The following is a 22,268-nucleotide window of genomic DNA, read 5'->3' on the forward strand; positions in this document are numbered from 1 at the left end:
GATCAGGTGCCGTTGCGTACGCGACGAAGGAGCAAGCAACGGCACCTGATCGACGGGACCGGCGGGGCCGCGAACTCGAGCGCGCCAGCGCTCCAACAAACACAGCCGCGAACTCGAGTTCGCCAGAACTCCAAGTTACACAGCATATTTCCCGCAATCGACCTACTCTGGATGACATGCGCAGGTCGTCATTGCCGCCGGTCGCATGCCGGGTCGCGGAAACTCTCATCGCCCGCGGGCACCACGGCGTCATCGTCTGCCCCGAGACGCCGGCTCCCACCGCGGCCGACGCCGCCCGCGCCATGGGCGCCCAGCCCACCGCGATCCTCACCGCCCAGGTCTTCCTCCTCGACGACGACCCCGTCCTGCTCCTGGTGGCCGACCATCACCACGTGGACCTCGCCCGCACCGGCAAACGCCTCGAGGGCACCCTCACCCCCGCCCCCACCGCCCTGGCCGAACGCATCACCGGCCAGCCCGTCGACGGCACGGCCCCCCTCGGCCACCCCACCAACCTCCCCACCTGGGTGGACACCGCCCTCGCCGCCCACCCCGAAGTCTGGGCAGCGGGCGGCCACCCGAACACCGTGTTCCGCACCAACTTCCGCGAAATCATCCGTATCACCGCGGGTCTGCCGATTGATATCGACTGAATTCGGCTTCCCATCCCGACCGTGTGAGTTGGATCAAACGGACACAGCGACCGTGAGGACGCGCGCCGGACGGGCGTAAGTTGGGGGCGGTGGGCGATGTGCAACCTTCTGAGACCGGACTGGTCGTTCCCGATGATCTGAGCGGGATAACGGCTGAGCAGTATCGGGCCTCTATGCGGCACTATCCGGCCGGCGTCACGGTGGTGACGCTCGGAGCCGAGAGCGGACCGGTGGGGTTCACGGCCACCTCGTTCGCCTCCCTGTCGCTGGAACCGCCGCTGGTGTCGTTCAACATCGCGCACACCTCATCGAGCATCGACGCGTTGCGAGCCGCGGACTCGGTGGTGATCCATTTCCTGGGCGAACACCAACAACACCTGGCCCACCGCTTCTCTCGGACAGCCGCCGACCGCTTCACCGACCGCGCCCTCTGGACCACCCTCGACACCGGCGAACCGGTCCTGCACGGCACCCCCATCTGGCTGCGCACCACCCTCCACAAACTCATCGACCTCGGTGACCACACCCTCGCCGTAGGCCTGGTCACCCGAGTCCACGACCAAACCGAAGAGTCCCCCTCCGCAGCCCCGTTGCTCTACTACAACGGCAAATACCACCGCCCCACCGCCCTCGACACCTGATCAGGCGCACAATCCCCTCGCGATCGCCATCACTGATCCGCTCGACGTCACCATCACCTGGGACGCCCTCGACGCGGACCTCGACTGATGCCTGGCAGCCTCGGCATCTGATCGGCGCTATTCGCAGGCCACGCCGTCGCCGTCTCGGTCCAGGCCGGAGCGGTAGCCGGGATCGCCCGTGCGCAGCGGGGCTGCACCGGCGGCTCTGGCAGCGGCGCAGTTCTTGTAGTAGGCGCTGGCGGGCGCGGGCGTTTCGGGCTCCGGGACGGCTGCCACCCGTGGGGCGGGGAGGTCGACGGTGGTGGTCGGCACGGGGACGATGACCGGCGGTGGAGCGGGCGCCGCGATCGTGGTGGTGGGTGCGATGGGTGCCGGCGGGAGATCGATCGTGGTGGTCGGGGCGGCGGACGTCGTGGTGGTCGGGGCGGCGGTGGTCGTCGACGGCTTGGCCGTGGTCGATGATGCGACGACGCGGGTGGTCGAGGTGGGTGATGTCCGCGCGGCCGGTGAGGGGTTGTCGTCACTGAGACCGGCGACGACCGAGAGACCGAGCACGCCGGCGACTCCGATCCCGGCCAGCAACGGCCAACGCCGCTTCTTTTCGGGTCGGCGGGGCGGACGAGCCCACGGATCGGGCGGCTGAATCGGTCGAGTCACGGTGTCCCCTTTGATTGTCGGGCAATCTCGGGGGCTTCATCGCGACGGGTTCGACAGGCGTTACCCAGCTGGGAGGCAGTCCAAACCTGGAATTTCCGAGAAGCGGTCCGTCGGGTTCTCGGACGGATACCATTCGACGGAAAACGAATATCGGCCGCCGAGAGCAGGTCTCGACGGCCGACGTTCGGCGAATCTCGCCTGTGACGAGTTCAGCCGATCAGGCAGGGGGCGGCGCCTTCGGGGGAAGAGGCGCTGAGGGGACGGGTTTCGGGGGTCGGGTTCCAGTGCCCGTCGGTGGCGGCGTAATTCCAGGCGGGGCCTTGGCTGACCAGGGTGGCTACCGCACTGATCAAGCGGTCTACATCGGCGGCGGTGGTGCCGAGGCCGATGCTGGCTCGGAGGGCGGCGTCGAGGCCGAGGCTCGCGAGGAGGGGGTGCGCGCAGAAGCGGCCGTCGCGCACGCCGATGGCGTGTTCGGCGGAGAGGTACGCGGCGACTTTGCCAGGGGCGACATCGGCGATCGTGAAGGCGACGATGCCCACACAGTCGGGACTGTCGGACCAGATACTGACCAGGTCGACGCCGGGGATCGCGGACAGGCCGTCACGCAGCCGGTCGGCCAGAAAGCGCTCGTGCGCGACGAGTTCGGTGGGATCGATGGCGGCCAGCGCATCGCAGGCAGCGGCAATAGCGGCCGCGCCGAGGACGTTCGGCGAACCGGCTTCGTGCCGCTGCGGCGCGCACGCCCATTCGACCTCTGTCACACCGACATTGCGCACCGCACCACCACCGGCCAGGTAGGGCTCGCCCTCGTCCAGCCAGTCGCGCCGACCGACGAGCACACCCGAACCGAACGGCGCGTACAGCTTGTGCCCGGAGAAGGCGAGGTAGTCGATCCCGGTCTCGCGCAGGGAGATCCGGCGATGCGGAGCCAGCTGCGCGGCGTCGACGAGGATGCGCGCACCACACAGGTGGGCGATGGTCGCGAGCCGTTCCAGCGGCAGCACCTCACCGGTGACGTTGGACGCGCCGGTCACCGCGAGCAGCGCGGCAGGCTTGCTGCACAGCTCGGCGACGACACGCTGAATCGTCTCCTCGACTGTGGCGGCGGCCCGCACGACGCGACGACCGTGCTTCGCCCACGGCAGGAAGTTGGCGTGGTGCTCGATATCGAGTACCACGGTCTCCCCCGGCACGCACCCGGCCAGCAGGTTCAGCGAATCGGTGGTGTTGCGCGTGAACACCACGACCTGGTCGTCGTCGGCGTCGAGGAACCGGGCAACGGACCCACGCGAGGCCTCGTAGCACTCGGTGGAGATCCGCGAGGCGTATCCCGCGCCCCGGTGCACGCTGGCGTAGAACGGCAGCAACTGCGAAATCCGGTCGGTGACCTGCTTCAACGCCGGCGCACTCGCCGCGTAGTCGAAGTTGGCGTAGGAGCTGGTACCGCCCTGAACGAGCGGAACCTGCAGGTCGGCACCGGAAACGGCGGCGATGGCACAGGTGGGGTCGATTACAGCAGTCATGACGAAATCCCGTCGGCTCAGGGACCCGCTCCTGAAGAGGTGGCCCGCGCTTGCCGCGCCCAATTCGGACGTCAGCCTGGTCGTCACCCGGAGCACCCCACCGCGGAGGAGGGTTGCCGACCAGCAAGCCGGGGCTGAACGCTGGTACTCGTGACCTGCAACGAGAGTGACAGACGACCACCGGACCTGTCAACCACCGATCGCCGGCGCGCTCGGAGCCGACCCCGGCCACGCACGAGATCTCCCGGTTCGGCGCGGCGGTCGGACCGTCGCGACCCGCAGCGGGAAATCGGTTGTCCACGTGCGCTTTCCTTTGCGACACTCCGGTGATGCCTGCCTTCGCCGATTTCGACCGACGCCACTACCCCACCGTCGATGTCGCCACCGGCTACGACGGCTGGGCCGACACCTACGAGCGCACCGTGATGGACGAGATGGACGCGGCGCTGCTGGATCGGCTTCGCCGCCCGGATTGGGCGGGAGTGCGCCAGGCGGTCGACCTGGGTTGCGGGACGGGGCGAACCGGCGCGTGGTTGCGCAGCCGCAGTAGCGCCGAGATCGACGGCGTCGATCTGAGCGCGGGCATGCTGGCCCGTGCCCGCGTACGCGGTGTACATCGCACACTCACCAAGGCCGACGTGTGTGCCACCGAATTGCCCAGCAGCACTTACGATCTCGTGATCTCCTCACTGATCGACGAACATCTGCCGGACCTGCGCCCGTTCTACGCCGAGGCCGCGCGGCTGGCTGTCCCAGGAGCCACGTTCGCCCACGTCAGCTACCACCCACAGTTCATGATGGTCACCGGAATGCCGACGCACTACACCCCGGCAGGGAGCGATCCGATCGCGATCAGCACCCACCTGCACCTGCTGAGCGAGCACATCACCGCGGGCACCGACGCGGGCTGGGTCCTCACCGAAGCGGCCGAGGCCCTGGTGGACGACGCCTGGCTCGCGGCGAAACCCAAGTGGGCCGGCCTGCGCGGCCACCCGTTCACCATGGCGCTGGTCTGGACGCTCGGCATCGCATAGGCACCGAGCCGCACGCTTCGAGGCACGCCCGACGCGAAGGGAATCGCCCATGAGGGGGCGTGGCGGAACTAGCATCCGACGAAGGGAATCGCTGCGCTGAGGGCTCGGCAGATCAATGTGGCGCTGCGGGTGGGGTCCGATGTCAAACCGGTACACAAGGGGTGAACTTTGCCCGTGATGGACGCCGTACGATCGAGTGAAGCGAAAATAGTCCACGTATTTGATCGGAAGAAGACCATGTCACACGCCTTGAGCTCCACTTCGGCGGACGTGAGCGCCGATCTACCCGACGAATTCGTCCACCTGGCCAGGTTGGCGCTCGCCGGGCGCGAGCAGGACGTCGCAATGTTCGTGCGCCGCGCCGCGCGCCGCCACCGGCATGCCAGTCCCGAACTGGCCGATGCGCTGATCGCGCTGCTGCGTCAGAATCCCACGCGCGCCAATCCCCTACGCGCGGAAGTGGATGCGCCGATTCCGGTCGACGGCGACAGCCGACTGCCGCTGCTGCGGGTGATCCCGCCCGGCTCCACCGCCGAAGTGCCGATCCTGGCCGCCGAAACCTATGACGTGCTCACCCAGATCGTCGACGAACGCAGGCAGGCCGACCGGCTGGCCGCCGCCGATCTGACTCCGGCCGGCAGCTTGCTGTTCGTCGGTCCGCCCGGTGTCGGCAAGACGATGGCCGCGGCCTGGCTGGCCCACCAACTGTCGCTGCCGCTGGTGGTCCTGGACTTGGCGACCATCATGAGCAGCCTGCTCGGCAAGACCGGCACCAACCTGCGCCATGCCATCGACTACGCCAAGCAGCGGCCGTGCGTTCTGCTGCTCGACGAGCTCGACGCCATCGCCAAGCGTCGCGACGACGATCGCGATGTGGGCGAGTTGAAGCGACTGGTGACGGTGCTGCTCCAGCAGATCGACGACTGGCCGACCGGCGGGGGCCTGGTCATCGGCGCGACCAACCACGCCGATCTGCTGGATCCGGCCGTGTGGCGGCGCTTCGATGTGAGCGTGGAGTTCGCGCTGCCCGAGGCCGAGCAACGCTGCGAGGCGATTCGCCGATTCGCCGGGCAGCCACTGCCCGACGGCGCGGTGGACGCGGTCGCGCTGGCGTCGAAGGGCTTGTCGTTCAACGATATCGAGCGCGCGATGTTGCGATTGCGCAGGCGTTGCGTGCTCGAGGACCAGCTACTGCCCGGGCTGATGGCCGAGCATTCCGCGCGACTGGCAGCTGAACTTCCCAAAACGGATCGGTTACGGCTGGCACAGACGCTGACGGGCGTGTCAGGCTTGTCTCAGCGCCAGATCAGCGCGCTGACGGGGGTGTCGCGCGACACCATTCGTGGTTTCACGCATCGACGGGAATAACGTGGCAGCTGGGGGGATTCACCGGTGGCGGGACCGCGATTTCTGATCGGCTTCGGTGAGCGACTCACCGCGCCCATCTCTCCCAGCAGATCGGGCGGCTCGCCGCAGTCCCCGTACACGGTGGCGCAGGCGCGAGCCCGACTCGCGCCGATGCTCAGCGCGGCCACCTCGAGTGCGGACGCGTTGCCGAAGACGGCCTGCCCGGAGGACGAGACGGTCACGGCGGTCACTCTGCATCCGCAGTACCTGTCCAAAAGTGGTTATCCCACACGACTTCTCACATCGATGCAGTTGGATCCACTGGGCAGCAGGCCGGTGGCGATCGCGCCGGAGCACGGCCGACCACGGGCGAGCACCCTGCTGTTCCTGGCGACGACCCGCGTCAATCTGCAGTTGCTCACCGCGCGGATCAATGCCGACACACCGCTGGGCGGCGCCGAGATCGGAATCGTCAGCCTGGCGGAATTCCGGCTCAACAATGCCGCCGACAGGCTCAGACTCGCAGCGCGACCGCGTAATTCGGAGACCGTCGCCGAATTGGTGCTGCACTCCGATCGCGATATCGCCCTGCAGGGTCTGCTCGACTTCTCCCGCGATCTCGATCTCGACGTGGCCATCGACCGCCGACTCGACAACGGTGGTCTGGCCTTCGTCCCCGTCACCGGAACCCACGCCGCCATCGCCGCGCTCGCCGGCTACTCCTTCACCAGGGTGATCCGCCGCATGCCGCGCATGCGCACCCAGCTCGGGCGCGACACCACCACCAGGACAGCGCTGTCGACGTTCCGCCCGGCCTTGCCGACGGCCGAGCCGACCGACCGGGAACTCACCATCGCGGTCTTCGACGGTGGCATCCCCGCACGCACCCCGCTGACCCGCTGGGTCGACGCCCACACCTTCGCCGACAGCGCCGCGCCACAGCGCACCTATCTCGACCACGGCCACCGCGTCACCTCGGCGCTGCTGTTCGGCAGCGTGGACCCCGTCCAGCCGGTCCCGGTCCCCTACGGCTACATCGACCACTATCAGGTGCTCGACGAGGACACCGACGACGACCAGTGCGAGCTGTACTCGGCCATCGAGCGCATCGATACCGTGCTGCGCCAACGCAAATACGAGTTCGTCAATGTCAGCATCGGCCCCGAACTCCCCATCGAGGACGACGAAGTGCACGCCTGGACCGCGTTCTGGGACGACTACCTCAGCGACGGCACCACGCTGGCCACCATCGCGGTCGGCAACAACGGCGAGGCCGACAAGCCGAGTGGCAATGCGCGCGTGCAGGTTCCGGCCGACAGCGTCAACGCGCTCGCGGTCGGTTCGTCGGATCGGGTGGGAGCGCAATGGAATCGCGCGCCGTACTCCGCGATCGGGCCGGGCCGCTCCCCCGGCACCGTGAAGCCCGACCTGCTCGCCTTCGGCGGCAGCGATCACGAACCGTTCCACGTCGTCGAACCGGACGGCACCGCTGTTCCCGACTCCGGCACCAGCTTCGCCGCCCCGATGGCCCTGCGCGCCGCACTGGGCGCCCGCACCCTGTTCGGCCCGAAACTCGGTGCGCTCGACCTGAAGGCCCTGCTCGTGCACACTGCCGAAAGACGCACCAGTTCACCGGATTCCGACTCAGGACACGGCCGTATCGCCGCCACCCTGGCCGACATGGTTCTGTGCGGCGACGGCGAAGCCAGGGTTCTCTACCAGGGTGAGCTCACCCCCGCGAAATATCTGCGCGCCCGGATTCCGCTCCCCGCAGCGCTTCCCGCCGGGATGGTCCGCATTCGGGCGACCCTGGTCTTCGCTACCCCGGTCGACCCCGCCGACCCGGGCAGCTACACCCGCAGCGGCCTCGATGTCACATTCCGTCCACATGACGAGCGGTTCGCCGAACCGACCAGAATCCACCCGGATTCGGCCCCGTTCTTCCGCGCGACCGAACTCGACCCCGAGGCCGTGCTGCGCCGTGACTCCCACAAGTGGGACACCGTCTTGCACGCCGAGCGGAGCAAGCGCGTCAACAGCCTGCGCAACCCGGTCTTCGACATCCACCACACCGCCAGGGAATCCGGCCATCCCACCGTCAACGCACAGCCGATCCGCTACTCGATGGTGATCACCGTGCGCCACGCCAAGGTCGACGACCTGTACGAGCGGGTGCTCAGCACCTATGTCACCCAGCTCGAAGCGCTCCGCCCGGCGATCGAGATCCCACTCGATGTCTGAGTTCCCGGCGGAGATCTTCGTCGACCCGATCGCGGCGCGGCGGCTGAGTTGTCAGAGCGTATACCGGCTGCAGCACCTGGGCGCGCGGCTGTTTCCGTGGCAGGAGGAGACGTTCACCGAGATCCTGCTCGGCCATCTCACCGGGGTCGACTACCGCATCGACGCGCCGTGCCCCGATTGTGTGCCGCCGCGGCGGTGTACGTCGTGGGGGTCGGCGACGCAGGCGACGGGATCGGGTGGCCTCCGGCTGCTGACCCGACCGGAGGAGGGCGGCAACCGGGCCCGTGGCAGGCGCGGAGTCGGTGCGGATTTCATCTACAGCGTGCAGGACCCTTCAGGTGCCAGCGAAGTGCGGTTACTCATCCAGGCCAAGCGGGCCAGACAGGGTGAACCGATCAAATCGGCTGCTCTGCCTTCCGCGCAGCGAGCCGACCTACAGGACGCCGCAGCGCATTTCGGCGCCACCGCGTACTACCTGTTCTACGCCGAGTCCGAGTCGGCGCACGTCGGCCACCTCACCCGCTGCGCCGAGCACACCAGCCCCTCGGATACCTCGATCGTGATCGTCCCCGCACAGGTCCTCACCCGCGCGTTCGACGAGGACAAGCGGGGTTCGATCGCGGCGGACCTCGTCTTCGCGCTCGGCCGCACTCTGCTGTGCCTGGACGGTTGCGCCCCCGCACCGGGCCTGTCGGCCTTCGACCGCGTCCTCGGCTTCGTCCGCGAGGACAATCCCGGCTACGAGCCCGTGGACCCGGCAACGCGACTGCCCGGCACGCCCGCCGTCACCGTCGTCGGCACCCGCGCCAAACCGCCCCGGCGGCCGCCGTCACGCCGCGTGACCCGCGCGGGCCACCAGGTCGGCGACGGCGAGATCCTGTGGGTCGACCTGAGCGCCGCCGACCGTTGGGCACAGGCGGGCAGCTCCTCGCACATCACGGAGCCCAGCTGGTACGACGGCGTCGACGCCGACCGATTGCGCGAGCGAACCAGTAAGTACTGGCGACTCGCGCTGCACCGGGCTGTCGCGGTGCGGTACGTCGCAGCCTGGGCCGACGGTGAGGTTCGCGCGGTCTACCGCGTCCTCGACGATTCCCTGGTCATCCACCACGACCACGGCGGCAAGATCTCGTTCGACCTCGCCGATCTCGATCCCGCATCGAGCATCCACGCTCAGGTCCGGCGCCGCGCCGAGACCTATCAGTCCGGGCGCTCGCCACGCGCACGCAACGTGGTCGGTTACCCCTGACCGATTGCCCCCGAGTTGCCTGATCACACCCAGTTTCCAACCATCTACGCACCCCATGATGGACACCCACGATGATTGGGAACCTCCACTATTTGCTAGAGTTCCCTCTCATGTCCACGAACACGAACTCCGTCCGCGGCCTTCCGCGCTACCCGGTGTACGCGCTCGGACGGCTCACCAAGGCGCTGCACGCCGAGATCGGCGTCCCGTTGCGCGATCACTGGGTGCTCACCTTCATCGAGGAAAACGCCGACCTGACGCAGAAGAAGGTGGGCGACGCGCTCGGTATCGACCGCAGTGAAGTCGTCCGTCTGATCGACGCGCTGGAACGCGCCGACCTGGTAGAGCGCACCCGCGACGGCAAGGATCGCCGCAAATACCGGCTGCGGATCACCGAGGCCGGGCGCAAGCAGTGCAAACGCACCGACAAGCTGATCGCCGAGGCCACCGCCCGCGTGCTGAGCGGCCTGGATGAAGACGAACAGCGGACGCTGCACCGGCTGGCGGTCACCGCCCTCGGCGAATTGCCGGAATCACCGTCGTGAACAGCGCCGACGGCACGCCTTTCGCTGCCGTCCGGCAACACCCGCACCGAGTACCGTTGGCATCTGGTGACCATCCTGTTTGCCCTCCGGTAACCCGCTCATGAAACAACAGACACCACCGATGGGGGTCAACCGATGAGAGGTGGACTGAGCACGATGCTCGAGCCACACACTGAGGTACCGGCGGTCCTGCGCGACCCGCTGTTGCGCGCGGATCTCGCCGCGCCGCCGCGCACCCTGGTCGACATCCTGACCAGCACCGCCCTCGCACACCCGGACGCACCGGCCATCGACGACGGCACCGTTGTGCTCAGCTACATGGAACTGATCGCCACGATCGAGGCCAGGATGGCCGAGCTCACCGAGGCGGGCGTGCGACCGGGCGACCGGGTCGGCGTGCGGATGCCCTCGGGCTCCGCCGCGCTGTACGTGACGATTCTGGCCGTGCTCTACTGCGGCGCCGCCTACGTGCCCGTCGACGCCGACGACCCGCAGGAGCGAGCCAGGCTCGTCTTCGGCGAGGCGAGGGTGAGCGCGATCGCCACCGGCGACGGCATCGAGTCGGCCACCACGGCCACCGGCGACCACGACTGGAACACCCTGCCCACCCCCGCCGACGACGCGTGGATCATTTTCACCTCCGGCTCCACCGGCACCCCGAAAGGGGTTGCGGTAACCCATCGCAATGCCGCCGCCTTCGTCGACGCCGAGGCCCGGCTCTTCCTGCGAAAGGCCCCGATCGGCCCCGGCGACCGGGTCCTGGCCGGCCTGTCGGTGGCCTTCGACGCCTCCTGCGAGGAAATGTGGTTGGCCTGGCGCAACGGCGCCTGCCTGGTTCCGGCGCCGCGCGATCTGGTGCGCACCGGCGCCGACCTCGGCCCATGGCTGATGCGCCGCGAGATCAGCATCGTCTCCACGGTGCCGACGCTGGCCGCGACCTGGCCTGCCCAGGCGCTGGAATCGGTGCGACTGCTGATCTTCGGCGGCGAAGCGGTACCGCCGGAGCTGGCCGAACGGCTGACCGGCGCCGACCGCGAAGTGTGGAACACCTACGGGCCCACCGAGGCGACCGTGGTCGCCTGTGCCGCGCTGCTCACCGGCGAGATGCCCGTCCGGATCGGCCTGCCGCTCGACGGCTGGGACCTCACCGTCGTCGACCCGCAAGGCAACCCGGTGGGCGAAGGCGAAACCGGCGAACTCGTGATCGGTGGCGTCGGACTGGCCCGCTACCTCGATCCGGCCAAGGACGCCGAGAAGTACGCGCCGCTGCCCTCCCTCGGGTGGGAACGCGCCTATCGCAGTGGGGATCTGGTCCGCAACGACCGCGAGGGCCTGATCTTCCTCGGCCGCGCCGACGACCAGATCAAGATCGGTGGCCGCCGCATCGAACTCGGCGAGCTCGACAACGCGCTCCAGCATCTGCCGGGTGTCAGCGGCGCGGCTGCCGCGATCCGAACCACCAAGGCCGGCAACAAGATTCTCGTCGGCTACCTCACCGGCGCCGGTCCTGATTTCGATGTGAAGAAGGCCAGAGAGATTCTGGCCGAACAACTTCCGGCTCCACTGGTGCCGCGACTGGCTGTCGTCGCCGACCTGCCGACCCGCACCTCCGGCAAGGTCGACCGCGACGCACTGCCATGGCCGCTGCCGTCGACCGACGAACCCGAAACGGGACTGTCCGGCACTGCGGCGTGGGTGGCGAACCTGTGGGACGCGATCCTCGGCACCCAGCCCACCGATCTCGACGCGGAATTCTTCGATCTCGGCGGCGGCTCACTGTCGGCGGCGCAGCTCGTCGGCGCGTTGCGTGAGCGGTACCCGCACGTCACCGTCGCCGATCTCTACGACCACCCGCGGCTCGGTTCGCTGGTCGAACTGCTCGACGGCAGCGCACCGGTCGCGGCCGTCGACGTGCGCGTCGTGCAGCCGACGCCGCTGCGCGCCCAGATCGCCCAGGTGCTGGCCACGATCCCGCTGACCACCCTCACCGGGTTGCAGTGGGTCACGTGGCTGACCGTGGTCTCGGGCATCGCGGGCTGGTCGGGTTCGCTGCCGTGGCTGCCACGCCTGTCCTGGTGGTGGATTCTGCTGGCGTTCGTGCTGTTCATCTCGCCGATCGGCCGCATGACGATCTGCGTGGCGGGCGCCCGAATTCTGCTCGCCGGACTTCGGCCCGGGTCCTACCCCCGCGGCTCGGCCGTGCACCTCCGTTTATGGGCCGCCGTACGCCTGTCCGAGGCCAGTGGCGCCGAAAGCCTGTCCGGTGCACCGCTGATGGTTCCGTTCGCTCGCGCGCTCGGCGCCAAGATCGGCAAGGGCGTCGACCTGCACAGCCTGCCGCCGGTCACCGGCATGCTCGAACTCGGCGACGGCGCCAGCGTCGAACCCGAGGTCGACCTGTCCGGCTACTGGGTCGACGGCGACATCGTGCACATCGGCGGTATCACCATCGGTGACGGCGCGGTGATCGGCGCCCGCTCGATCCTGCTGCCCGGCACCAAGATCGGCAAGAAGGCCGAGATCGCCCCGGGCTCCGCCGTCTCGGGCAAGGTCAAGGGCGAACAGGAATGGGCGGGTTCGCCCGCCACCAAGACCGGGAAGGCACCGCGCCGCTGGCCCGACCACTCCCCGGAACGCGCCAGGCACTGGCTGGTCGTGTTCGGCCTGTCGTCGATGGTGCTGGCCGCGATGCCCGTGTTCGGCCTCGCCGTCGGCGGCACCTTCATCGCCTGGTGGGTCCGCGAGGAGACCACGATCAGCGCCGCCGCCCTGCACGGCTTCGCCATCCTGCCGCTCGCCACGCTGCTCAGTCTCGGCGTGTACGCCGTGGCGACCGTGCTCGCGGTGCGGCTGCTCAGCATCGGTCTGCGCGAGGGCTACCACCCCGTGCGCAGCCGGACCGGCTGGCAGGTGTGGGCCACCGAACGCCTGCTCGATTCCGCCCGCACGTTCCTGTTCCCGCTGTACGCCAGCCTGCTCACCCCCATCTGGCTGCGCCTGCTCGGCGCGAAGATCGGCAAGAACGTCGAGGCGTCGACCGTGCTGATGCTGCCCAAGTTCACCGTGATCTCCGACGGCGCGTTCCTGGCCGACGACACCATGATCGGTAGCTACGAACTCGGTGGCGGCTGGCTGCGCATCGGCGAATCCAAGGTCGGCAAGCGCGCCTTCCTCGGCAATTCGGGGATGACCGCGCCCGGTCGGCGCGTGCCCAAGAACGGTCTGGTCGCGGTGCTCTCGGCCGCGCCGAACAAGGCCAAGGCAGGCTCGTCCTGGCTGGGCAGTCCGCCGGTGCGGCTTCGTCGCGCGACCGAATCCAGCGACACCTCGCGCACGTTCGATCCGCCACTGCGGCTCAAGCTGGCCCGTGCCTTCGTGGAGACCTGCCGGTTGATCCCGGTGATGGTGACCTTCGCCATCGGTCTCAGCGTGCTGCTCGTGCTCGCGTTGATCGCTCAGCACACCGATTACCTTGTCGCGGCTCTTGTCTCAGGTCTGGTACTGATGGCCGCGGGCGCTGTCGCCGGTGCCATCGCGGTGGCCGCCAAGTGGTTGATCGTCGGGCGGATTCGCGCGGTGGAGTACCCGTTGTGGAGCTCGTTCGTGTGGCGCAACGAGGTCTCCGACGCCTTCGTCGAGACCGTCGCGGCGCCGTGGTTCGCGCGGGCCGCCACGGGTACTCCCGTCATGAATCTGTGGCTTCGCGGACTCGGTGCCAAGATCGGCCGCGGGGTATGGTGCGAGTCCTACTGGCTACCGGAGGCGGACCTGGTGACACTCGGTGACGGCGCGACCGTGGAGCGCGGCTGCGTGGTGCAAACACACCTGTTCCACGACCGCATCATGTCCATGGACACCGTGACACTCGATGCGGGCGCCACCCTCGGCCCGCACTGCGTCGCCCTGCCCGCCGCCCACATCGGGGCGGGCGCCACCATCGGCCCGGCGTCGCTCGTCATGCGCGGCGACGTGGTTCCGCCGTCGACTCGCTGGTGGGGCAATCCCATCGCGCACTGGACCGATCCCGCCTCGACGCGGGAGTCGAGGCAGCGCGGAGCCGCCTGATGCGGAGCAAGTTCTACGAGGACCCCATCGACGCGTACCTGCCGCAGAACGGCAATCGCGGCTACCGCGTGTCCCGCTACGAGCTGGAACTGAGCTACCGACCCGCCAGCAACCGGCTCGCCGGGCGTGCGGTGATCATCGCGGTCACCACTGCGGTGCGGCCGTGGTTCACCCTCGACATGTCGCAGGCATTGATGGTGTCGAAGGTTCTCGTCAACGGATCGAAGGCGGTGAAATTCGTCCATCAGCAGGGCAAGCTCGCGCTCACGCCGCAGCAGAAGATCCCCGCCGGTGGCGTTCTCGAGATCACCGTCCACTACTCGGGCACCCCCAAGCCGGTGCGCGGCCCGTGGGGCGAGGTCGGCTGGGAAGAGCTAACCGAGGGCGCGCTGGTGGCGAGCCAGCCCAACGGCGCCGCGTCCTGGTTCCCGTGTGACGACCACCCGAGTTCCAAAGCCTCCTACCGGATTTCGATCACCACCGACAGCCCGTTCTACGCGCTGGCCAACGGCACCCTGGTCGGTAAGCAGGCCAAGGCCAGCCAGACCACCTGGGTGTACGAGATGGCCGAGCCGATGGCGAGCTATCTGGCGACGATCCAGATCGGCAACTACCGCAAGTACCGGGTCGGCGCCGTGGGTGAACCGGTACCGATGCACGCGGTCATCCCGCCGCGGTTGCGGGCGAGCTTCGAACACGACTTCGCGCGTCAGCCCGAGATGATGGCCTTGTTCACCGAGCGGTTCGGGCCGTACCCGTTCGACGACTACTCCGTGGTCGTCACCGACGATGAGCTCGACATCCCGATCGAGGCGCAGGGCATTTCGATCTTCGGTGCCAACCATTGCGATGGCAAGCGCGGCGCGGAACGTCTTGTCGCACACGAACTCGCGCATCAATGGTTCGGTAACAGCCTCACGCTGAAGCGGTGGCAGGACATCTGGCTGCACGAAGGTTTCGCCTGTTACGCGGAATGGATCTGGTCCGAAGCGTCCGGTGGACCGACCGCCGATCAGCTGGCGCGGGCGGCGCGCGCGAACCTGGCGCGTCAGCCGCAGGACATCATCGTCGGCGATCCCGGACCCAAGGACATGTTCGACGACCGGGTCTACAAGCGCGGGGCGCTCACCCTGCACGCGCTGCGGCTGGAACTACGCGACCATCTGTTCTTCGAGCTGATTCGCGAATGGACCGCGCGCTTCTTGCATTCCTCTATTACTACGGAGGAGTTCGTCGACCTGGCCGGTCATTACAGCGTGGCGCCGTTGCGTGGGTTGTTCGCGATCTGGCTCGGGACCAAGCCGCTGCCGCAACTACCGCCGCTGGGCGGGCAGGCGCATCAGAACACCAGATAGCGCTGGGCCAATTCCTCGATGAGCGGATCGTCGGCCTGCACCATCTCCAGCGCCTCGAGATCGTCGGCGACCGAGATGGTCCTGGCGTCGTCCTGCTCGGGGTCGGGTCCGTCCTGGGCGAGCTGACGCTGCAACTTCCGCCGGACTCTGTCTTTCAGTGAATCGCCCATATCTCCAGGGTGCCCGGTAATCAGCTCGCGAATCAGCGTCAGACGGGGGTGAGCCACGTTCCCCATGGCGTGTTGCGGAGCACGGTATAGAGGGCGAGCAGGCCGAAGAAAGACCACACGGTCACCGCGCTGAGCCCGGGCACGCGCCACCGCTGTCCGCGACGAGCACGCAGGATCCAGTCGATGACGAAGACCGCGAAGGCCACGGTCAGCGGCAGGGCCAGCAGATTGCTGTGCAGCGAGTCGACGATGTTGCCGTCGGTGAGGTTGTGCATCGCGCGCATGCCGCCGCACCCGGGGCAGTACACCCCGAACAGCGCGTACACCGGGCACAGCCCGTAGGAACCCTCGATGTGGGGGTCACGGAAATGCAGCAGGGCCAGCGTGCCGACGCCGAGACCGGCGGCGAGCAGCGGTGGCGTCATCCGCTGCCAGGTCGAGCGCGCGGTACCCCGGTTCGGGTCCGCGCCGGAAAACTCGGCCGTGACGTGCGTTTTGTCCACTCCAATACGGTAGCGGCGGCCGTCCGCCGCCGCCAGCGCGACCGATGCCCGATCGTGCCCATCCGGTGTAATTTTTCGCTGATTTCAGGCGATTTCACAATGTCAGCACGCTCGGTGACCCAGTTCACAACAAGTGGGACACTGTGACCCGCTAACACTAGCTAGCACCCTGGCTTGCACTGTACGGTGGCCTACGACACAAAGGAGTGCCGACAATGCTTGCGAAGTCGATGATGACGCTCGCGGCAGCGCGATCCATGGTCTCTCACCTCGAGACCGGCGCACTGACCGCACAGTTCCGTGCCGGGCTGCGTACCCGCAGTTTCGCCACCGCGAAATTCAACGCCCCCACCGTCGAGCACCGGGTCGTCCCGGTGACCACCGCGGACGGCGCGCAGCTCCGGGTCCACGTCTACGGTCCCGATACCGCCCCCACCCTGGTCCTCATCCATGGCTGGGCCTGCAGTATCGAATACTGGAACCCGCAGATCACCGCCTTCGCCGGCGAGTACCGCGTGGTCAGCTACGACCAGCGCGGCCACGGCGCCTCCACCCTCGGCACCGCCGCCCCCAGCGAACACACCCTGGCCGACGACCTGTCCGCCGTCCTCGACGCGACGCTGCGCGAAGACGAGAAAGCGGTCCTGGCCGGGCACAGCATGGGCGGGCTCACCATTCAGGCCTGGGCCAAGCATCACCCCGAACAGGTCTCCCGACGCGCGTCCGCCGTGCTGCTCGCCAACACCGCCAATGCCGCGATCCGCTGGGAAACCGACATGCTGCCGCTGCTGAACAAGCAGCTCACCGTCGCGCAATACCCGGTCACGCTGCTCGGCGCACCGGTACGGATGCCGCAGCCGGTCAGCGAGTCGCTGCTGTTCGCGCCGCTGCCGATCCCCGGCGGCTGGCTCACCCAGCAGGTTCTGCGCAGTCGCATTCTCACCCCCGAGGCCACTGCCGACGAGGTCGACTTCGCGATGGGCATCATCCGCTCCTGTCGTCCGATCGCGCGCGGGCGCCACGCTGCCGCGATGGCCGACATGGATCTGTCGGCGGGCACCGCCAACCTCACCGTCCCGACCACGGTGATCGCCGGCGCCAGGGACCGGCTGCTGCCGCAGCGCCTGTCACGCCCGATCGTCGACACCCTGCGCCGCACCGGCCACCTGGCCGATTTCCACGTGCTGCCGCACGGCCACCTCAGCAATGTCGAAGACACCGACGCCTTCGACGCCGTTCTGCACCAGATCCTGCGCAGTTCCATGAACTCTCGGGCCACCCGCCGCAACGTCGCTGCCCGCTGACCCGAGCCAGTTCTCCTGAGACCGATCAACGGCGATCGGCTCAGGAGTAACCGCGAAGAAGGCCCCCGACCTCGTCGGGGGCCTTTCTCGTAGGTTCAAGGGAGCAGCAGACCCCAGTACAGTGCCCAGAGCACGAAACCTGTTCCACCGCAGATCAAGAGGACCCATCGGGTCCGTGCTCCGGCGCTCGCACCGGCGAGGGTGTGACGGACGCGGGCGAGCACGAAACCGAGCGCGACCACCGCGCCGAAGGCGATCAGCTGCAATGCCAGCCAGGGCAGGGTTCGGCCGAACAGCAAGGGGCCGAACGAGGTTGCGCGGGTGGTGAGGATGTAGCCGAGCTGGACGATCGTGCCGAGGATGCCGATCACCGTCGTACACAACAGCACTCGCGCCGGCAGCCGATCGGGCAGTCGCCAGGAGCGGACCGTTCCGGTGCACGCGTAGCCGCCCAGCGCCAGGATCATGCCGAACAGCAAGGTCAGCTGCACCGCGGTCGATTCCCACCATGCGGTGGGAGTCAGCGCCCGCACCGAATGCCCCTGTGCCGCAGGTTGATCCGTTGTCGGCGGTGTCGCGGCGCCGGGAAGCCCGTTGACCCAATCACCCATGAGCTCGCCATATCCCGGCGCCAAACCGGGATGTTTGTCGAAGCCATCGGTGGTCGGTTGTCCGGCGTGCTGGGCGTTCGGGAGGGTGCGCAGCGTGTAGTTCCTCTTTCCGGCATGCTCGAAGGCGGTCTGGAAGCCGCGCAGACTGTCACCGGGTGGGGTCAGACGGTCGAGATCACCCCAGATCGCCAGGACCGGCTGGGTGATCCGCTCCAGCACCGGGATCGGGTCGTAGTCGGCCTGGGCGAACTGACCGGCCGCGACCAACTGACGAATACCGTTGCGGGCCAGCACATCGACCATCGAACCGCGCACGCCCGCCGCACCGAACCGCGTCTCGTTCGCCCAGTTCTGTTGCGCGGCGGGTGCGGCCGAATTCGCGCCGATCGTGATCAAGAACGCCGCGTCGGCGGATCGCGACGCGGCGAGGGGCGCGACCCATCCGCCCTCCGACAGGCCCCACAGACCCACTCGCGCCGGGTCCACCTCGGGCCGATTCCGCAGTACGGCAACGCCTGCCAGCGCGTCGTCGGCCAGGAGGGAGTAGTCACGGTGCGACGGCGTGTAATCCTCGGTGCGCTTGTCGTAGCGCAACGCGACGATGCCCGCGCGGGCGAACGCCTCGGCGACATGGTCGTAGTGCTCGCCGCTGCCGTCGCCCGATCCGTGGACGAGCACGACGCCCGGCCTGCCGGACGCGCCCGCCGGAGCATGCACGGTGCCCCCGGTGGTCGTGCCGTCCGAGCGGGTGACGGTGATGTCGACGGTGGTGGTGTTCTGCGCGTGCGCCGCCGGAAATCCGGTGACGACGGTGATCATGAAGGTGAGCAGGATGATTCGCCGGAAGAAAGAGAGCACGCCAAGTCCTAGTTTGCGGTGTTCGTGCGAGGTGCGGGGAAGGCGAGGAAGCGCGTCAGCACACGGCGGGCGCCCGGGCGATCCTGCGAGTGCGACTGCTGAAAACGCTTGAGCAGCGTCATGTAGTCCTCGAAGAATTCCTCGAGTTCGGCCGGCGTCGCGTAGATCGCGCCACGCGAGAAGGGCATCATGTCGGCCCACTCGCCCAGCTCGGCACGCTCGGCCTGGAAGCGCTGGAACATCTCGATGTCTTCGGCGATGTGCTGCGCGACAAGACCTTCCATCAACTCGCGGAGCTCCGGTGACTGCTCGCGATCCATCCGGTAGCGCAGGTCCTTCGGCGGCGAACGCCACCACCGTTCCTTGCCCTTGGCCAGTTCGGGCGCCTCTTCGATGAAGCCGTGTTCGGCGAGTTGGCGCAGGTGGTAACTGGTCGCGCCGGTGTTCTCGCCCAGCCGAGCGCCCAATGCTGTCGCGGTGGCCGGTCCGTTCTCGGCGAGCGCGCGCAGGATGCGCTGACGCAGGGGATGCGCGAGCGCGCGCAGCGCTGCGGGATCGGTGATCTCTCGGGGCGGTACCTCGTCGGCCATAGTTACAACGTACTCTTTGCACAAATATCTGTGCAAAGAAATTTATGCAACATGGAATCGAGGCCGTGGCTCCGGAGACGGAGGGTTCTACTTCGAGGTCAGGTTCCTGCCAGCGGACTACCAGGTGAGATCACGGTTCGGGAGCTGATGCTCGTCGAACCACGTCACGACCATCTCAGCGGTGGCTGCGATGAGTTCACGGCGCTCGCTGCCATCGACATCGAGGGCCGAGGCGCGCAGCACCGCCGCGAATCCAGTGTTGACCACGACCGAGGCCATCACGTCGTATTTGTGGTCATCGCCTGGACCCAGGATCTGGATCACCAGCATCTTGATCATCAGCCGCAACCGCGGCTCGAACTCGGGAAGGCCGCTGCTGTAGAACTGCACGCCCGCGATCAGGGCCCGCAGCAGCCCGGCATTGGCGACCAATACGTCGGTGATGACACCGAAGATCGCGGTGAAAATCTCCTGGGTGGACAAGCCCCTGAGACTGAACATCGAGGTGGTGAACGCCGTTTCGATGTCGGTGAGCAGCCGGTCCAGCAGCTCGTCGACCATTCGCGAGCGGTCGTTGAAATAGCGGTACACCGTACCGATACTGACTCCGGCCGCCACCGCGATCCGATTGGTCGAGGTCTCGGTGATCCCGCGCTCCCCGAACAACTTCGCGGCGGCGTCGAGGATCTGGTTCCGCGTCGCCTTGGCTCGATCCTGCGTGGGCTGGCGGCGACTACGAGGGGGCGGGGGCACGCTTCGATCCTTACCGTTCACAACACTGAACTGCTGCAGCACAGCGTAGACCGAAGAGACCACCCGATCGGCACACATCCGGCCATGCCGCTATCGCGTCCAGCCCACGGCGTACAAGGACTGGTTCACCTACAGCAAGGGCGGGCACCGGAACTTTCCGATACCCGCCCTGCACTATTCAGTGGGTATGTAGAGAACGGTCGCCGGCCAGTACCCGCGCCGCTGAAACCTTCGCGTCTACGGGCGCTGAGGGTAGATGCCCTCGGTGGCGATGGCGTAGAGGAGATTGTCGCCGAGCGTCTCACCGGCAGCCTTGAGGTTCGGCAGGGCGAAGGTCGTCCTGCCGTCGCCACCGAACTTGTTGCCGATCAAGCTGAACAGCGCCTGGTGGTCGGAGACCTTCAGGATGTCCCCATTGCACGGGTACCAGCCCTGCGGTGTCCAGCCGTAAGTGAAGATCGAGATCTGACCGAGAATTGGATCCATGTGCTGAAAAGTCCTCTCATACAACGGATGTGAAGATCGGACGACCGCGTCTGTGCGGTCGCACATGTTTTACCGCAGCCCTCGGCCCGGTCACAAACTCCGCCGCCACACCCCCTTCGCAACCCGTTCCGCGCCGGGAACCTCGGCATGTTGTCGCCCGGGCCGACCACCGCTGTCGATATTCGAAGTCCTCTTCTGCGATGTAGGGAGTCCATTTCAGCCGAGGGGTCGATCAACGATCTGCAGCTGACGTGACCGACTTCCTGGTCATCGCCGTGCACTATCCGGAACACGATCAGCGCGACGAAGGCCACCGAGGCAGAGCAGGTCAGAGCTGGTTTCAGCCACGACCCGATAGGTCGAATTCGAGGTCGCGTGGTGCGCGGTGTCGCACGCGTCGTCGGCCGCTTGGCCCACGCCGTGCACCACGGTATGCGGTTCCTTGCCCGCCGGTCCCAGTTCAACTGACGGAGTCTGCTCACCCTTGTGCGGCGCAGCCCGCACCAGTGCCGCGGGTAACTCACCGTCCCCGAGGATGTTCGCACCTCGGGGACATCTCGTGCCCAGGCACCCTCGTACGAAAGCGTTCATTAAGAATCCGACATTCCGCGCTGGCTACGTTTCTCTCATCGAAGTCGGAAAAATCCGCTGCAGCAAGGCAATTCGCACCGATAGGCGAATGCGCCATGAAGGGAATACCAGTGAAGAATCCACTTTCTGCCGGGGTAGTACGTGCGGGACGTAATCGGCCCGAGCGCTCGGCTCGACGACTCGTCGGCCTGCTCGGCCGGGGGGCCGTCGTAGCTGCCGCGGCGATGATGGTGTTCGCGCCTGCCAGCTCGGCCGGGGCCGGCATCACAATGCCCAACGGCCTGAATGAACGCGTGTGTCTGGATGCGCTGACCCGCGACGGGCGCACGCTCACCGGAGTCGTCCAGGTATGGGCCTGCAACAACGGCGCGCAGCAGCGGTGGATCCCCGGCCCCAACGGCAGTCTGCGCAACGCTCTCGATGAACGCCTGTGCCTGGACGCGCTGACCCGCGACGGGCGCACGCTCACCGGAGTCGTCCAGGTATGGGCCTGCAACGGCGGCGCGCAGCAGCGGTGGATCGCCGGGCCCAGCCACAGCCTGCGCAACGGCCTGAATGATCGCCTGTGCCTGGACGCGCTGACCACCAACGGCCATACGCTCACCGGGCGGGTCCAGGTGTGGTCCTGCAACAACGGAGCACAGCAGCAATGGTGACGTCGAGATGCGCGTGCGAGATCGGCTTCAACGGCGCACAACGTGCCCGATCTCGACCGAACGGACACTGACCAGTCGATGCGCAGGCTGCGCGAGATACCAGGCGTCTGTTCCGTCCACGACCCGGGACCGGTTGGGTCGGCTCGCATCTCGCGGCGCTCGAGAACGCGCAGCGCGCCGAGTTCCTGGCGCTGGGTGTCGCGTGTCGGACGACCGCCCGATTGCCACGCATGCGGACGAATCGAAGGCGGCGGGGGCCGCTCTGAACCGGTGAGCCGCAGGACGGATTTCCCGCCGGTTGGCACACTGAAACGAGAGAGGCCCTCCCCGGCGAACCGGAAAGGGCCTCTGAACTGGAGCCGCCTGGGGGAATCGAACCCCCGACCTTTTCATTACGAGTGAAGCGCTCTACCGACTGAGCTAAGGCGGCGTG

19 protein-coding genes, 1 tRNA gene and 1 riboswitch are annotated in these 22,268 nt (G+C 67.6%); of the genes, 11 read left to right on the top strand and 9 right to left on the bottom strand.

From position 1 onward, the window contains the following. The first annotated feature begins 176 nt into the window (after positions 1 to 176). On the top strand, positions 177 to 653 hold the full coding sequence (locus ACFVVI_RS16155) for a YbaK/EbsC family protein (protein ID WP_378996456.1): 477 nt from the start codon (positions 177 to 179) through the stop codon (positions 651 to 653). Positions 654 to 826: 173 nt separating this feature from the next. Further along, positions 827 to 1,294, top strand: a complete 468-nt coding sequence (locus ACFVVI_RS16160; protein ID WP_378638843.1) for a flavin reductase family protein — start codon at positions 827 to 829, stop codon at positions 1,292 to 1,294. A 117-nt stretch (positions 1,295 to 1,411) separates the two neighbouring features. On the opposite strand, the gene ACFVVI_RS16165 is transcribed toward ACFVVI_RS16160, so the two are convergent. Further along, positions 1,412 to 1,951: an excalibur calcium-binding domain-containing protein gene (locus ACFVVI_RS16165; protein ID WP_378996454.1), complete on the bottom strand. Its 540-nt coding sequence runs from the start codon at positions 1,949 to 1,951 to the stop codon at positions 1,412 to 1,414. Positions 1,952 to 2,160: 209 nt separating this feature from the next. Beyond that, positions 2,161 to 3,477, bottom strand: a complete 1,317-nt coding sequence (locus ACFVVI_RS16170; RefSeq protein WP_387445899.1) for an aminotransferase class V-fold PLP-dependent enzyme — start codon at positions 3,475 to 3,477, stop codon at positions 2,161 to 2,163. A 41-nt stretch (positions 3,478 to 3,518) separates the two neighbouring features. Further along, positions 3,519 to 3,633: riboswitch (SAM riboswitch) on the bottom strand. Positions 3,634 to 3,806: 173 nt separating this feature from the next. Between ACFVVI_RS16170 and ACFVVI_RS16175 the strand changes: the two genes are divergently transcribed. The 7 genes from ACFVVI_RS16175 to ACFVVI_RS16205 all read left to right on the top strand — a co-directional run bounded on the left by ACFVVI_RS16175 (position 3,807) and on the right by ACFVVI_RS16205 (position 15,313). After that, positions 3,807 to 4,511, top strand: a complete 705-nt coding sequence (locus ACFVVI_RS16175) for a class I SAM-dependent DNA methyltransferase (RefSeq protein ID WP_378996450.1) — start codon at positions 3,807 to 3,809, stop codon at positions 4,509 to 4,511. A 237-nt stretch (positions 4,512 to 4,748) separates the two neighbouring features. Continuing rightward, on the top strand, positions 4,749 to 5,879 hold the full coding sequence (locus ACFVVI_RS16180) for an AAA family ATPase (protein WP_378996448.1): 1,131 nt from the start codon (positions 4,749 to 4,751) through the stop codon (positions 5,877 to 5,879). Between the two features lie 24 nt (positions 5,880 to 5,903). Beyond that, a complete protein-coding gene (locus tag ACFVVI_RS16185) occupies positions 5,904 to 8,099 on the top strand; it encodes a S8 family peptidase (RefSeq protein WP_378996446.1) in 2,196 nt (731 codons plus the stop codon). Next, positions 8,092 to 9,348, top strand: a complete 1,257-nt coding sequence (locus ACFVVI_RS16190) for a hypothetical protein (protein WP_378996444.1) — start codon at positions 8,092 to 8,094, stop codon at positions 9,346 to 9,348. Before ACFVVI_RS16185 ends, ACFVVI_RS16190 begins: the two co-directional genes overlap by 8 nt. Before the next feature lie 110 nt (positions 9,349 to 9,458). Next, on the top strand, positions 9,459 to 9,893 hold the full coding sequence (locus ACFVVI_RS16195; protein ID WP_378996442.1) for a MarR family winged helix-turn-helix transcriptional regulator: 435 nt from the start codon (positions 9,459 to 9,461) through the stop codon (positions 9,891 to 9,893). Between the two features lie 156 nt (positions 9,894 to 10,049). Next, the gene (locus ACFVVI_RS16200; protein ID WP_387445900.1) at positions 10,050 to 13,958 is read left to right on the top strand and encodes a Pls/PosA family non-ribosomal peptide synthetase; all 3,909 of its coding nucleotides are present in this window, start codon (positions 10,050 to 10,052) and stop codon (positions 13,956 to 13,958) included. Then, a complete protein-coding gene (locus ACFVVI_RS16205; RefSeq protein WP_378996437.1) occupies positions 13,958 to 15,313 on the top strand; it encodes a M1 family metallopeptidase in 1,356 nt (451 codons plus the stop codon). Before ACFVVI_RS16200 ends, ACFVVI_RS16205 begins: the two co-directional genes overlap by 1 nt. Here ACFVVI_RS16205 and ACFVVI_RS16210 read toward each other — a convergent pair. Continuing rightward, entirely contained in the window at positions 15,298 to 15,483 is a 186-nt protein-coding gene (locus ACFVVI_RS16210; RefSeq protein ID WP_378996435.1) for a hypothetical protein, read from the bottom strand. The two genes, ACFVVI_RS16205 and ACFVVI_RS16210, sit on opposite strands and share 16 nt — an antisense overlap. Positions 15,484 to 15,521: 38 nt before the next feature. Next, positions 15,522 to 15,986: a DUF2752 domain-containing protein gene (locus tag ACFVVI_RS16215; protein ID WP_378996433.1), complete on the bottom strand. Its 465-nt coding sequence runs from the start codon at positions 15,984 to 15,986 to the stop codon at positions 15,522 to 15,524. A 215-nt stretch (positions 15,987 to 16,201) separates the two neighbouring features. Between ACFVVI_RS16215 and ACFVVI_RS16220 the strand changes: the two genes are divergently transcribed. Continuing rightward, positions 16,202 to 17,290: an alpha/beta fold hydrolase gene (locus ACFVVI_RS16220; protein WP_378996431.1), complete on the top strand. Its 1,089-nt coding sequence runs from the start codon at positions 16,202 to 16,204 to the stop codon at positions 17,288 to 17,290. A 95-nt stretch (positions 17,291 to 17,385) separates the two neighbouring features. On the opposite strand, the gene ACFVVI_RS16225 is transcribed toward ACFVVI_RS16220, so the two are convergent. The 4 genes from ACFVVI_RS16225 to ACFVVI_RS16240 all read right to left on the bottom strand — a co-directional run bounded on the left by ACFVVI_RS16225 (position 17,386) and on the right by ACFVVI_RS16240 (position 20,588). Then, positions 17,386 to 18,759: an alpha/beta hydrolase family protein gene (locus ACFVVI_RS16225; protein WP_387445901.1), complete on the bottom strand. Its 1,374-nt coding sequence runs from the start codon at positions 18,757 to 18,759 to the stop codon at positions 17,386 to 17,388. Between the two features lie 8 nt (positions 18,760 to 18,767). Next, the gene (locus tag ACFVVI_RS16230) at positions 18,768 to 19,349 is read right to left on the bottom strand and encodes an ArsR/SmtB family transcription factor (RefSeq protein ID WP_387445902.1); all 582 of its coding nucleotides are present in this window, start codon (positions 19,347 to 19,349) and stop codon (positions 18,768 to 18,770) included. 117 nt (positions 19,350 to 19,466) lie between these two features. Continuing rightward, positions 19,467 to 20,102: a TetR/AcrR family transcriptional regulator gene (locus ACFVVI_RS16235; RefSeq protein WP_387445903.1), complete on the bottom strand. Its 636-nt coding sequence runs from the start codon at positions 20,100 to 20,102 to the stop codon at positions 19,467 to 19,469. A 237-nt stretch (positions 20,103 to 20,339) separates the two neighbouring features. Continuing rightward, complete coding sequence (locus ACFVVI_RS16240) at positions 20,340 to 20,588, bottom strand: phage tail protein (protein ID WP_378996422.1); 249 nt, start codon at positions 20,586 to 20,588, stop codon at positions 20,340 to 20,342. Between the two features lie 701 nt (positions 20,589 to 21,289). Here ACFVVI_RS16240 and ACFVVI_RS16245 point away from each other — a divergent pair. Continuing rightward, positions 21,290 to 21,835, top strand: coding sequence for a ricin-type beta-trefoil lectin domain protein (locus ACFVVI_RS16245; protein ID WP_387445904.1), 546 nt, complete (start codon positions 21,290 to 21,292; stop codon positions 21,833 to 21,835). 354 nt (positions 21,836 to 22,189) lie between these two features. Here ACFVVI_RS16245 and ACFVVI_RS16250 read toward each other — a convergent pair. Next, a tRNA-Thr gene (locus ACFVVI_RS16250) sits at positions 22,190 to 22,265 on the bottom strand. Positions 22,266 to 22,268 lie beyond the last annotated feature (3 nt).

It is taken from the genome of Nocardia sp. NPDC058114 (assembly GCF_042884695.1).
GTDB lineage: Bacteria > Actinomycetota > Actinomycetes > Mycobacteriales > Mycobacteriaceae > Nocardia.